Raw genomic sequence first — 13,688 nt, 5'->3', positions numbered from 1 at the left:
ACTGCCATGCCTCTCATTGAAAGTAAATTAACAGCTGATACTTGCACTGCTCGTCATTATGTTGCGGCGGGAGATTATTTTTTAGGTGAAATAAAACAAGGGCAAACGTTTCGTATTGTCGACTTAGAAGGCAACCAAGCTGCTGACGTTTTATTTTATAACGCCAAAGACCCAAGTGAGCGATACAGCTCAATGGATACCATTCGTCACCAAGGGAATCTTTATCTAACAGCGGGCACAAAATTAATCTCCAACGCCAACCGCGAACTTCTGGAAATTGTTGCCGATACTTGTGGTCGCCATGACACGCTCGGCGGCGCATGCGCAACAGAAAGCAATACAGTTCGCTACAGTTTGGAAAAACGTTGCATGCACGCCTGCCGTGACAGCTGGATGCTCGCAGTTTCAGAACATCCGGAATTTGGCATTAGCAAACGCGACATTACCCACAACATCAATTTTTTTATGAATGTCCCCGTTACTAGCCAAGGTGGTCTCACCTTTGAAGACGGAATTTCTGCACCGGGTAAATATGTTGAGCTGACTGCAAAAATGGATATCGTTATGTTGATTTCCAATTGTCCGCAATTGAACAATCCTTGCAATGGTTATAACCCAACGCCCATCGAAGTATTGGTGTGGAATTAATGGGCTCTGTCATCCTCGCGCAGCGGGGATCCAGTTGTTAGCTTTAAAACTTAATTTAATTGTTTTTAAAATCAAGAGCTGGATCCCCGCTGCGCGAGGATGACGACTCCCAAATTAATAGTTACAAATATCTTCAGTGGACGACCACTGTCGTATGAATACCAGCAGGACGACCTGCCGGAGCAAAGATGTTTACCAAAGTACTAATCGCCAACCGCGGCGCCATTGCCACCCGCATTATTCGTACGCTAAAAAAACTCAATATTAAATCCGTTGCAGTTTACGCAGAATCAGATGCAGATAGCTTGCACGTCCGTTTAGCCGACGAATCCTTTTCGCTCGGTGAAGGTGCAGCCGCACAAACCTATCTTGACCGCAAAAAAATTATCGCCATTGCACAACAAACCGGCGCGCAAGCGATTCACCCGGGTTACGGTTTTCTCAGCGAAAATTCAGGGTTTGTTGCTGAGTGTGAAGCAGCAGGTTTGATTTTTATTGGCCCCACCGCAGAGCAAATGATTACCTTTGGTTTAAAACACAAAGCGCGCGAACTTGCGCAAGCGGCACAGGTTCCACTCTGCCCCGGTACAGATTTGCTAAACAATATCGACGATGCCAAGCAGGCTGCAAACACAATCGGCTATCCCGTAATGCTTAAGAGCACAGCTGGCGGCGGTGGAATTGGTATGCAGTTGTGCAACAGCGAATCCGATTTAGTGGGCGCGTTTGAAAGCGTAAAACGCTTGGGCAAAAATAACTTTGCGGACGATGGCGTTTTTCTTGAAAAATTTATTGCTGCAGCCCGCCATATTGAAGTGCAAGTATTCGGCGACGGCAAAGGCACAGCGGTAGCCATTGGTGAACGCGATTGCTCAAGCCAAAGACGTAACCAAAAAGTAGTAGAGGAATGCCCAGCACCAAATTTGCCAGAAGCGCAGCGCCACGCTATGCAGCTTACCGCCGAAAAATTGCTGGCGTCCGTTAATTACCGCAACGCAGGTACCGTAGAATTTATTTACGATTCCAAAGATGAAAAATTCTATTTCCTCGAAGTAAACACTCGCCTGCAAGTTGAGCACGGTGTAACAGAAGAAGTTTACGGCGTAGATTTAGTGGAGTGGATGCTACGACAAGCCGCCAACGAGTTAGGCGACCTGAAATCTCTCCGCTCACCCTTGCATGCTAAAGGTCATGCTATTCAAGTACGTGTTTACGCTGAAGATCCTGCGAGAGATTTTCAGCCCTGCGCGGGCCTACTCAGTAAAGTGGAGTTTCCAGCAACGGATAAAAACTTACGCATCGACTCCTGGATTGAAAGCGGCATAGAAGTACCCGCTTACTTCGACCCCATGCTTGCAAAAATCATTGTACATGGTGATGACCGCACAGACGCGCTTCAAAAATTATCCAATGCGCTGGACACAACTGAACTTTACGGCATTGAAACTAATTTAGGTTATTTGCGCTCGCTCCTAAAAGACGAAACGCTTTTAAGCGGAAAAATGACCACGCGTTATTTAAATCAATTCCGTTTTAAACCTGCGCGCATCGACGTTATTCAAGGCGGCACTCAAACCACTATTCAAGATTACCCGGCGCGTACCGGTTATTGGCATATTGGCGTTCCTCCGTCCGGCCCCTTCGATAATTATTCTTTCCGCCTTGGAAATCGATTACTGAATAATAACGAACGCGCCGCTGGTTTAGAAATCACATTGCAAGGCCCCATTTTAAAATTTGGTTGCGATACGAAAATTGTTATTACCGGCGCGGAAATTGATGCCAAGCTGGATGGCGAAAGCATCGCCATCAATAAAGTCGTAACTATTAAATCAGGTCAGCAGTTGCATCTGGGGCGAATCACTGAACGCGGTGCGCGCGCTTATTTGTGCGTTGCAGGTGGAATTCAATGTCCAGATTATCTTGGCGCTAAATCAACATTTACCCTAGGCCAATTCGGTGGCCATAATGGGCGCGCATTGCGTGCTGGTGATGTGCTCGCACTCGATGTTGCAAACTGCAATCCAACAGCATATCTGTCTGCTTCAGTAGAAAATTTAAAACCTCTAATCACCAACAATTGGCAATTAAGAGTGATTTATGGCCCACACGGTTCACCTGATTTTTTTACAGAAGAAGATATAGAAACCTTCTTCAATGCAGATTGGGAAGTTCACTACAACTCTAGCCGCACAGGTATCAGGCTGATTGGCCCGAAGCCTAATTGGGCTCGCACATCGGGTGGCGAAGCGGGAATGCACCCGTCCAATATCCACGACAATGCCTATGCATTTGGCACTGTGGATTTCACGGGTGATATGCCGGTTATTCTCGGTCCGGATGGTCCGTCACTCGGTGGATTTGTTTGCCCTGCAACAGTCATCAGCGCTGACTTATGGAAGCTGGGTCAATTACGTGCTGGCGATAAAATTCGGTTTATTCCCGTAAGCATTGATGACGCCGTGCTTATCGAAAAAACACAGAACGCAAATTTAAAGGCGCTTACAAGCACGGAGATTAAATGGTCTCCTGTAAAACCTGCTACACCCCTCGTAGCACAGTTGGCTAAAGCAATTTACGGAGAAGATATTATTTACCGCGCCGCGGGCGATCATTTTTTATTAGTTGAATATGGTGCGCTTGAACTTGATATTAAATTGCGTTTTCGCGCACATGCGCTCATGCAATGGCTGCAAAAAAATCCTGTTGCCGGTTTGCGTGAATTAACACCAGGCATTCGCTCTTTGCAAGTGCATTACAACAGCCATGAAATTTCACTCAGCGCGTTACTGGCCCATTTGCAACACGGCGAGAAAGAACTCATCACACAACTTGCACAGCTCAGCGTTCCTTCGCGCATTGTGCATATTCCCTTGAGCTGGGATGACGAAGCCTGCCAAACGGCAATTCAAAAATATATTCAATCCGTGCGGGACAATGCACCATGGTGTCCCAGTAATTTGGAATTTATTCGCCGTATTAACGGACTGGACTCTATCCAAGCCGTAAAAGATATTGTTTTTAGTGCTTCTTATTTGGTGATGGGATTGGGCGATGTTTATTTAGGTGCACCGGTAGCAACTCCGGTAGATCCACGTCATCGTTTGGTAACCACGAAATATAATCCTGCACGTACGTGGACGGCTGAAAACTCTGTAGGGATCGGCGGCTCTTACATGTGTATTTATGGCATGGAAGGTCCGGGTGGCTATCAGTTTGTCGGGCGCACGTTGCAGATGTGGAATCGTTACCGCAAAACCGCCGAATTCAAACAACCTTGGTTGCTCAATTTCTTTGATCAAATTCGATTCTACGAAGTCAGCGCCGACGAACTGAAACAAATTCGTCGCGATTTCCCGCAAGGTCGCTACTCCATAAAAATTGAAGATAGTCAATTTAGTCTGCAGGAATACGAGCAATTTATTGCTAACAATCAGGCATCAATCGCGCAATTTACCGAACAACGTGAACATGCGTTTGAAGAGGAACTCGCGCGCTGGCACGCCAATAGTCAATTTAATTACGAGCAAAAAGAATCGGCGGAGGAAACCGACGAAGTAGAAATTCCTGAGGATGCAATTCGCGTGGACAGTTCCGTGTCTGGCAGCGTGTGGCAATCCTCAGTTAGTGTGGGACAAGACGTAAAAGCTGGCGATGTGTTGCTCGTATTGGAATCCATGAAAATGGAAATCAATATTACAGCGCCTTGCGCAGGCAAAGTCTCCCACGTGTTAAAAACCGAAGGGATGCGTGTACAAGCGGGGCAAACACTGGTCGTGCTCGAAGGTTAACTCCAGCACCCGTGCCTCATCATTAATCCTAATAAGTTATTTATGAGTGTAAGCTGAATGAAAAATACCTGCCTAACAGGACTTAAGCAATTCGTGCGACCCAATTTAATAAAACCTATAGTAAAAATTGCGGTAGCAATCACTACGTGTTTTGCTCTCGCAAATCCGGCTTTCGCCGCTGATAAAAAAGCTAACTTTAATATCGCTTGGTCTATTTACGCCGGTTGGATGCCATGGGGATACGCTGGCGAAAAAGGTATTGTGGATAAATGGGCAAAAAAATATGGTATCACCATTAAAGTGACGCAAATCAACGACTACGTAACATCCATTAATAAATTTAGCGACGGCACCTACGATGGCTGCGTTATGACCAACATGGATGCTATGACTATGCCCGCTGCATCGGGTGTGGACACAACCGCGTTGATTTTAGGTGACTACTCAAACGGTAACGATGCAGTTGTCCTTAAAAACTCGACTGATATTAAGGATATTAAAGGCCGTACCGTTAACCTCGTTGAGTTTTCCGTTTCTCACTACATTTTGTTGAGAGCATTAGGAAAAAACTCTCTGAGTGCACGCGATATTAAAATCCAAAACGTGTCCGATGCAGATGTTGTACCGCTCATGAAGAAACCAAGCATCACAGCGGCCACTCTATGGAACCCGCAGCTCAGTTTTATTATTGGCCAAGCACCAAACATTCACAAAGTATTCACTTCCAAACAAATTCCCGGTGAAATTATCGATATGCTCGCCGTGAATACGGCAGTGCTCAAAGCCAACCCGGATTTAGGCAAAGCGTTAGTTGGCGCATGGTTTGAAACTATGCAAATCATGTCTAAAAACGACACCGAAGGTAAAGCAGCGCGCACCTACATGGCAACTAACGCAGGAACAAGCCTTGCGGATTACGACACGCAATTACGAGATACTGAAATGTTTTATACCCCCGCAAAATCCTATGATTTCTCCACTAATACGCAGTTAGCACAAACTATGGAATTAGTGCGCAGCTTCGCGAAAGATATAGGTGTTAAAAACGCAGATGATATTGGCGTTCAATTGCCAGACGGTTCTGTTCAGGGAAGCAGCAAAAATATTAAATTACGATTTGATACACACTTCGTAAAAATGGCAGCGGATGGAAATCTGTAGCAAGGAAATTTTAACAATGGCAAGGCGAGTAAAATACTCGCCTTTGCGCACCACCCATTAGAAAACTTACAAATTCGGTAACAAACAGATTATTGCCTTACTGATATCACTCCAAAAAATCAGGACTGTTACATTAACAAACTTTCCACGACGTAAATATTTCCTTGAACGTCTCCTAGAATAAGATTTTCTTTCATACATGCGTATGGCGCAATCCATCTAGACTTTGCCAATTGCGAAGTTAATCTAGCCTTCTTCTCCCAAATATTATTACGCTTTTCAAACATATCTACAAAATAGGTTTCCTTATTTTCCAGCTTATTCACACCTTGAATAGCCACCATCTTATCGCACGCAAGAGCGCCAACATATTTATCATTCGCATCTATCGGCACAATCGTAGAATCATAATCAAATTTTTCAGACTGCCGACTATAGATATATACAGGTTCATCATGATCGCTTGAAACCAAATAATTATTTGACGCGGCTATTTTATGCCCGAAGTTGAAAACCTTTTCTTGTGGCGGAGACAGACTATCCAGAGCAACCCATTTTCCACCGCGATTCTGAAATAAATAAACCACGCCTGATTGCACATTTCTCGCAGAACCTATCGCAAGCATGTCATTTGACAGAGACAGGGACTCGCCAAAACTATGAGCGTCTCGATTTTCAAAAGGAATTAAGGTTTGCTTTAAGCTCCAGTTTTTACCGATTTTTCTAAAAAGATAAACCTCCCCACTGGTTTTTCGTCCCGATAAAAAACCTGCCCAATAAACATGTGCTGAAACAATAATGTCGCCATTATGAATAGCTATATTCTCACCAAACCCTGTCAACCAATGATTTGATGAACGAGGAAACGGAATAGTGGACTCCTTATTCCATTCTCCATTTTGCAATCGGAATACGTGAACAGCTCCGCTCCCGTTCTTTTTAGCGAAATCCACTTCCCCCACAACAAGCAGATCACCGGAAATAGCCACCGAACAGCCAAAGGTTTGCGATAAATCATGATCTAATTGAACCATGCTTGTTTTCTTCCATTCGCGTCCATCGCGCATAACAAGATGAACAGCGCCTCTGCCCGAACCTGATGGAAAACGGTCACAAACACCTACAGCCATGCGCTCGCCATCTATGGCTATTTGTTTAATTTCGTAATCCTGCGGAATATCAACCTGAAATTTAGGTAATAACGAAATACTAGTTTCGCCATTTGCATAAGCCGTAAGGGATATCGAAAGCCCCATCAATAAGAGCGAAGTAAAACGGAACACAAAAACCACAGCTAAACCCCACTATTGAAAAATTATGCCGGTATAGTTCTATCTGCCGCCCACAAGCGCAGTTGGGTGATTTGTTCTGCCATAACGACCGAGAGCGGACTGGTATTAAGAATTTCGTTAAGCAAAATTTCCGTGGTGAGTTTTGTTCCTGCAGATGCAGCTGTATACATGGCAGCGACGATTGCCTGTTCTATTTCTGAACCTGAGAAACCACTGGTGGCGTTCGCTAATTTACTCACGTCAAACTCATTCGCCAGCATATTGCGTTTGTTGATGTGAATAATAAAAATATCTTTGCGTACTTCTGAATCCGGCAAATCCACAAAGAAAATTTCATCCAAACGACCTTTTCGAATTAATTCCGGTGGAAGTTTGGAAATGTCATTGCTGGTAGCCACGATAAACACTTTGGTTTTTCGCTCCGCCATCCAGGTTAACAGAGTGCCTAACAAGCGCTGAGACGTACCATTATCATTGCCATCCTGCGCCATACCTTTTTCAATTTCATCCAGCCAAATCACGCAGGGCGACATGGCATCAGCCAGCTTTAACGCTTCGCGCAAATTGCGCTCGGTTTCGCCATGAAATTTGTTGTACAGCGCTCCAATATCCAAACGTAAAAGCGCAAGCCCCCACAAACCCGCAACCGCTTTTGCGGCCAAACTTTTTCCGCCGCCTTGCACCCCCAATAACAAAATGCCTTTGGGCATATCTAGCTTGCTGTCCTCGGAAATAAAGGCATCGCGGCGAGTCATTAACCAACGTTTTAAATTATGCAAACCACCCACTTGGGAAAAATCTTTAATATTGGATTCAAAGCTCATTACGCCTTCCATATCCAAGAGCGCGAATTTGGCTTTGTTAATGGAGTGAACATCCAATTCCGACAATTCACCATCAGCCCAAATCGCTAATCGCACCAAACGGCGAACATCGCTCACACTTAGACCTTGTAAATTATTCATTAATTTTTTGAGCGTGAGATTGTCGGTTTTTACGCGCGCACCATGGTGTTTGTCTGACCAAACCTTGGCTTCTTCACGAATCACTTCCATGATTTTTTCATCGCTAGGTAAGGCGAGCGTGTATGAACTGCTGTAGCGCGAAAGTTCTGGCGGTAAGCGCAATTGGTAACTTAAAAATACCAAGGTATGCGGAACGGCAAAATGATTTAAGGCGATGTCTTTTAACAGCCGCACTACATTCGGCTGGCTCTCCAAAAACGGGTGTATGTCACACAAGGCATAAATGCCGGGCAGAGTTTGGGCTTTGATATGTTTTAAGGCTTCTTCAACTTGATTCAGCTCGCTGCCTTTGGGTACAAGCTGAGGACCAAAGTTAATGCGCGTGAGGCCGTCAGTGACCGACCACCGATGCAAATCGCGACCTTGGTTGTTGGCGACCATGGAAAGCACATCCAAAGCTTTCTTTTCTTCAAAGGTTTCAATGACCACCAGCGGAATGCGCGAATCGAGTAAAAGTTTTAATTCATTAACGTCTTGCACTTGTCCCTCGCCGTATATTTATATATGTTTGGATGGTGATTTGGCGCTAGACCCCATAGTGCCAGAAACTCCTCTATTCAGCAGCAAAGCTGATCCCAAACAAACTTTTATTGAAGATTTTGGTTACAATTCGCGGAATGATGGAATTTAGAGGCCAACCCCATGCGTCAGCTCACCGCCATTGATCAGTTTATCGCCCATGCAGACCGCGCGCTGCGCACACTCTCCAACGCCAAGCAACCAACTCAACGCCCCTCACCTGCATCCGGTGTTGCCGAGCAGGACTTGAGTGCAGAAGAAAAACGCCACGCTGCGGGTTTAATGCGCGTTAATCACTCAGGTGAAGTTTGCGCTCAGGCGCTTTATCAAGGCCAAGCGCTTACCGCCAAGCTTCCCCATGTACGTGCAGAAATGGAACACGCCGCCGCCGAAGAGATCGATCATTTAGTGTGGTGTCAGGATCGCTTGGATGCATTAAACAGCCACCCAAGTTACTTGAATCCGCTGTGGTATGGGCTGTCATTTGCCATAGGCGCTGGCGCTGGCTTGGTGAGCGATAAAGTCAGTTTGGGATTTGTAGCAGCGACCGAAAATCAGGTTTGCAAACATCTGCAGAAGCATTTAGAAGATTTACCAGCGCAGGATCAAAAGAGCCGCGCTGTGGTTACGCAAATGTTGGAAGACGAAGCTCGCCATGCTGATATGGCGTTGAATGCGGGCGGCTACAACTTCCCTGCTCCCGTAAAAGGTTTGATGACGCTGGTCTCCAAAGCCATGACCAAAACCAGCTACAGAATTTAAACACCTCAGTTAGTCGCCAACTGTTTTTGGCTTTTGTAGCGATCTGACAAAATTTTCACACGTTTAACATAAGTTTGGGTTTCCTCGTAGGGAGGAATCCCGCCATAACGCGTTACTGCGCCCGCACCCGCGTTGTAAGCAGCTGCAGCCAAAGTCTCGTTGCCGTTAAAGGTCTGTAGCAACCCCGCCAAATACTTCACACCACCCTTAATGTTTTGCTCGGGGTCAGTGGTATCAAAAACGCCCATGTCTTTTGCCGTGCCGGGCATTAGTTGCATCAAACCCATAGCACCCTTGCGCGAACGCGCCATAGGGTTAAAGGCGGATTCCGCGTGAATAATCGCACGAATAAAACCTACGTCTACTTTGTAAGCTCTTGCTGCTACCGCAATGGTATCGCTGAATTCAGTCAGGAATAAGCGCGTTTTATACCAGTCAATATTCGAGGTAAGACTACAGGCATAACAACTGTTGTAGATCACCACTTCGTATTTAGTTTTATAGGGAACGCTATCTGAAAAGGCGGTGGCACCGTCTTTTTTGTATTTAAAGATACGGAAGGAAGAATCTGTAGGAGTTTTGCTGCCGATAATTTTGGCGCGCTCAAGACGCTCTTGCTCTTTCTTTGCCTTTGACTCAGCAGCCGTCTGTTCGGCGACCTTACGAACCTGTTGCTCGTAATCGTATACGGAGCTCGCTTGGCCGCTAGCGCTGGACTCTGCTGCCAAAGAGGCTGCAGACCACAGAAAGGCGAGCAAGAAACTGTATACAAAATGCTTTGCCACGATCAATCTCAACGCATGTCGCTATTGGGGTTTTATGCTGGAGGAAATCTTAGTGTAGCTCAATAAAAAGGGAAATCGCTTCGCCAATTACCAAATTCGTGACCCTAGCCAAGATTTTGATGTGCTACAGGTGCGACAACGCTGTGAGCGACGGGAACAATCCCTTCATACCGCCGGCGATAAATTCAATTGCGATAGCGGCGAGCAACAGCCCCATAATCCGGGTGGACATAGCAATGGATTTAGCCGTGAGATGTTTAGATAACCACGGCATAGCCACCAGCGTTAGCCACAAACAAAAGCACACGCTCACAATCGCGGCACCAATTAAAAAGAAATGCGACCACTCGTGGGATTGGTGTGCATACACAATGACCGTACTGATTGCACCGGGACCCGCCAGCAGAGGAATCGTTAAGGGCACCAAGGCCACCGTATCATCTTGATGTTTAGCGCTCACCTCTTCCGATTGAGTCAAATCCGACTGCAGCATTGAAAGGGCCATTAACAACAACACCAGCCCCCCCGCGCACCTAAAGGCATTAATGCTGATGCCGAGCACACTTAAAATCCATTCACCTAAAAATAAGGAAACAATTAACACGCCAAACACCGACAACACAGTCAAACGAATCGTTGCGCGCTTGGTCACCGCCGATTGATGCGCGGTTAAAATTAAAAACACAGGTATCGCGCCCAGCGGATCAACAATCGCTAACAAACCTACAAAAAATTGCGCGTACTCTGCAAACGACAGCATATAAAATCCTTAGCAAGTTTTTTAAAACCAAAGCGTGAAAAAAGCCTTTTGATAACAGAAGTATAGGAGAGATAAGCGCGTAAACTTTTGGAGAATGAAAATATAAAAAAGTTTAGAAGGATAAATTATATATGCGCCAATAATCCATTTAAGGCTGCAACAACGGATTGCTGTTGAATAGCTGCACGGTCGCCAGCGAAATGAAACAACTTTGTATCTACAACACCGCTTGAAAGTCCCCAAGCGAACCAGACAGTGCCAACAGGTTTATTTTCTGTTCCGCCCGATGGCCCAGCGACACCACTAACGGCTACGGCAATGTCAGCGCCCGATAATGCAAGAGCACCTTTTACCATTTGTTCAACAACAGATCGGCTTACGGCGCCTTCCGTCGATAGCGTATGCGAATCCACATGCAGTAATTTTTCTTTGGCTTGGTTCGCGTAGCTCACAATTCCGTATTCAAACCACGCAGAGCTTCCGGCGATTGCCGTGATTGCCGCCGCAACACCACCGCCAGTGCACGACTCTGCCGTCGCAACGCGCCACTTGCGCGCCAACAATTTTTCACCGAGCACTTGGCTAAGTTCTGTGACGGAAAGTGTTGTTGACGACACCATGCTTTATTTATTTTTCTTGAGGGATAAAACGGATCTTTCGGGCTTGTTGGTGCGCTCCGCAAATTGTTTTGCCAATGCCTCGCGCTCTTTGGTGGCTTCGCTTTTAAGCGATTCAATATCAGTAACACCGCTCGCAATGCTTCTGTATGAACTCGTGTTATTTGCTGCAGCTTTGGCCAAGAACTCGAGTCCGCAACGCATTAAACGGGCTTGATCTACGAAAGATAAGTTAGCAGGAAAATTAGCGGGATTAATTGCAGAGGGGTCGCGTGGATCTCCTTCCACTTGTAAAACAAATCCCGATTCATGAGTTACAGTCCCAGCAGCCAAATCGGCTACCCATGCAGTAAAGTCCATAGAATACCTTTAGTGGTAATTAATTTAATAGCTGAGACAGCCTTCATCTAGCCAAGGCAATTTTATCACCACAAAAATTGCCTTAATACTTTTTACACTATTTAACCTTGAGCTTGCGACAAGCGGCGTTGCGCTTCGCGCTTCTCAACTTTTTGCAAGCGACGCAATTGACGCTCTGGTGGCAAAGCACCAATGTGTGCTTCGTTGCGGTTTTTCGCCAACTGAATTTGCTTTTGGCGCTCAGCAAAACGTGTTTTTTGTTCTTCAGTTAATTTATCGTAACAACGCGGACAACTTACACCCGGCATATACAGTTCGGAGAGTTTATCTTCCTCAGTAATGGGGTGGCGGCAGCCGTGGCATTGATCATAAATGCCTTTCTTTAAACTATGATTAACGGCAACGCGGTTATCGAATACGAAACATTCGCCTTTCCACAAACTTTCTTCTTCAGGCACTTCTTCCAAATATTTCAGAATGCCGCCTTCCAAGTGATAAACCTCTTCAAAGCCCAGCTCTTTCATATAGGCCGTGGATTTTTCACAGCGGATTCCGCCAGTGCAAAACATAGCGACCTTTTTGTGTTTGGCAGGGTCAAGATTTTGCGCAACGTAGGCAGGAAACTCGCGGAAGGTTTCGGTTTTTGGATCTATAGCGCGCTCAAAGGTACCAATGTCGTACTCATAGGAGTTACGTGTATCAATCACGGTCACTTCCGGGTCACTGATCAAAGCATTCCAATCTTTGGGTTTAACATAGGTGCCCACAATTTTTTTCGGGTCGATTCCACTAACACCCATGGTCACGATTTCTTTCTTCAGTTTTACTTTCATGCGATAAAACGGTGTACCCTCAAAGAAAGACTCTTTGTGAACCAAATCGACAAAGCGCTCGTCCGATTTCAAAAACGCCAGCAAACCATCAATACCCTCGCGAGTGCCCGATACAGTACCGTTGATACCTTCTTCGGCCAGCAATAAAGTGCCTTTCAATTCAAGTTGGTCGCAACGCTCTTTCAAGCGCGGAGCGAATTCCTGGTAATCGGGTAAGGAGACAAATTTGTAGAGAGCAGCAACAACGATTTGATTCATATGTGTTCACTTAGCGGATCGAAAAAAGGGGACTTAACTGAAGGATCGCGTCCGAAATTAGGTGCCAGCAAGCCAGCGGGCGCGCATTATAAAAGCTTGTTTTTTGAACAGCCAGAAAAACTTCCGATCTTTACGAAGAATGATCGTGCTTGGAGCCACCCATACAGTTCGGAGATGCCGGAACTGCACCTGAAGCGGCCCACTCCTCTGGACTGAAGGTGTGTAAGGCCAGCGCGTGAACACCGCTTTTCAGCTCATCGGCCAAGCAGGCATAAACCGCTTGATGGCGCTGAACTTGGCGTTTCCCGACAAAGCAGTCTGCTGCCAGCACCACTTTAAAATGTGTTTCTGAACCGGCAGGAACCGAATGCATGTAGCTTTCATTCAGAACCTCCAGATGAACAGGATTAAAAGTTTGGGAAAGTCGAGCGAAAATGCGGCTTTCAACGGGATTCACAACCTATACCTCGCGTTGGGCGTTATAAGAACTAAGCCTCTAAGGCCAAAAAAAACTGCGGTATTTTACTGGATAACGACTAGACTTTGTGGGAATTCAAAATAAGGGAACAATTTCCCACCCATGAAGGTCAGCTAGTTAACCATCTTTAAGGTATTAGTAAGATAAGCTGACGGTGTATAGGCAGTGTTTTTCAGAGAGCATCATGAACTTACATAAAATTTTTGTAGACAGACGTCGAGGCGAGGATCGCAGGCTGGACAACGACCCCTGCAAGAATATGCCCATTGATATTTACCATCGCAAACGCCGCAAATCACCAGATCGCCGGCACCCCCAGCGTACTTTGGTAGATGACTACCAAGCCTACCTAGGCGATGCTGAAAGTAAATCGACTCATTAAAGTACATCGACAAAAAA

General features: G+C 45.8%; 13 protein-coding genes. 5 read left to right on the top strand and 8 right to left on the bottom strand.

All coding sequences use genetic code 11. The features are described from left to right. The first annotated feature begins 6 nt into the window (after positions 1–6). From U1F02_RS07030 to U1F02_RS07020, 3 genes are all read left to right on the top strand, one after another. On the top strand, positions 7–648 hold the full coding sequence (locus tag U1F02_RS07030; protein ID WP_409989666.1) for an urea amidolyase associated protein UAAP2: 642 nt from the start codon (positions 7–9) through the stop codon (positions 646–648). A 188-nt stretch (positions 649–836) separates the two neighbouring features. Continuing rightward, positions 837–4,439, top strand: coding sequence for an urea carboxylase (gene uca / locus U1F02_RS07025; protein WP_409989665.1), 3,603 nt, complete (start codon positions 837–839; stop codon positions 4,437–4,439). Between the two features lie 57 nt (positions 4,440–4,496). Further along, positions 4,497–5,600 (top strand): putative urea ABC transporter substrate-binding protein, encoded by a 1,104-nt coding sequence (locus tag U1F02_RS07020; RefSeq protein ID WP_409989664.1) that lies wholly within the window; start codon positions 4,497–4,499, stop codon positions 5,598–5,600. 128 nt (positions 5,601–5,728) lie between these two features. Here the strand turns inward: U1F02_RS07020 and U1F02_RS07015 are convergent, their stop codons facing one another. Continuing rightward, positions 5,729–6,892 carry an FG-GAP repeat protein gene (locus U1F02_RS07015; protein WP_409989663.1) on the bottom strand — a complete coding sequence of 388 codons (1,164 nt, stop codon included), beginning with the start codon at positions 6,890–6,892 and terminating at the stop codon, positions 5,729–5,731. 23 nt (positions 6,893–6,915) lie between these two features. Continuing rightward, positions 6,916–8,397 (bottom strand): AAA family ATPase, encoded by a 1,482-nt coding sequence (locus U1F02_RS07010; RefSeq protein WP_409989662.1) that lies wholly within the window; start codon positions 8,395–8,397, stop codon positions 6,916–6,918. Positions 8,398–8,559: 162 nt separating this feature from the next. Between U1F02_RS07010 and coq7 the strand changes: the two genes are divergently transcribed. Next, complete coding sequence (gene coq7, locus U1F02_RS07005; protein WP_409989661.1) at positions 8,560–9,198, top strand: 2-polyprenyl-3-methyl-6-methoxy-1,4-benzoquinone monooxygenase; 639 nt, start codon at positions 8,560–8,562, stop codon at positions 9,196–9,198. 5 nt (positions 9,199–9,203) lie between these two features. On the opposite strand, the gene U1F02_RS07000 is transcribed toward coq7, so the two are convergent. The 6 genes from U1F02_RS07000 to U1F02_RS06975 all read right to left on the bottom strand — a co-directional run bounded on the left by U1F02_RS07000 (position 9,204) and on the right by U1F02_RS06975 (position 13,268). Further along, the gene (locus U1F02_RS07000; RefSeq protein ID WP_409989660.1) at positions 9,204–9,983 is read right to left on the bottom strand and encodes a lytic transglycosylase domain-containing protein; all 780 of its coding nucleotides are present in this window, start codon (positions 9,981–9,983) and stop codon (positions 9,204–9,206) included. Between the two features lie 124 nt (positions 9,984–10,107). Beyond that, positions 10,108–10,743 carry a MarC family protein gene (locus tag U1F02_RS06995; RefSeq protein ID WP_409989659.1) on the bottom strand — a complete coding sequence of 212 codons (636 nt, stop codon included), beginning with the start codon at positions 10,741–10,743 and terminating at the stop codon, positions 10,108–10,110. A 125-nt stretch (positions 10,744–10,868) separates the two neighbouring features. Then, complete coding sequence (locus tag U1F02_RS06990) at positions 10,869–11,363, bottom strand: CinA family protein (protein WP_409989658.1); 495 nt, start codon at positions 11,361–11,363, stop codon at positions 10,869–10,871. A gap of 3 nt (positions 11,364–11,366) precedes the next feature. Next, positions 11,367–11,720: a hypothetical protein gene (locus tag U1F02_RS06985; protein WP_409989657.1), complete on the bottom strand. Its 354-nt coding sequence runs from the start codon at positions 11,718–11,720 to the stop codon at positions 11,367–11,369. Between the two features lie 101 nt (positions 11,721–11,821). Next, the gene (locus tag U1F02_RS06980; protein ID WP_409989656.1) at positions 11,822–12,811 is read right to left on the bottom strand and encodes a rhodanese-related sulfurtransferase; all 990 of its coding nucleotides are present in this window, start codon (positions 12,809–12,811) and stop codon (positions 11,822–11,824) included. Between the two features lie 130 nt (positions 12,812–12,941). Continuing rightward, entirely contained in the window at positions 12,942–13,268 is a 327-nt protein-coding gene (locus tag U1F02_RS06975; RefSeq protein WP_409989655.1) for a BolA family protein, read from the bottom strand. Positions 13,269–13,473: 205 nt separating this feature from the next. Here U1F02_RS06975 and U1F02_RS06970 point away from each other — a divergent pair, with 205 nt between their 5' ends. Next, complete coding sequence (locus tag U1F02_RS06970) at positions 13,474–13,671, top strand: hypothetical protein (protein WP_409989654.1); 198 nt, start codon at positions 13,474–13,476, stop codon at positions 13,669–13,671. Positions 13,672–13,688 lie beyond the last annotated feature (17 nt).

The organism is Cellvibrio sp. (assembly GCF_046347455.1).
GTDB lineage: Bacteria > Pseudomonadota > Gammaproteobacteria > Pseudomonadales > Cellvibrionaceae > Cellvibrio.
Note: the sequence above shows the minus strand (reverse complement) of the source record. Positions and strands in the feature narration are given on the sequence as shown.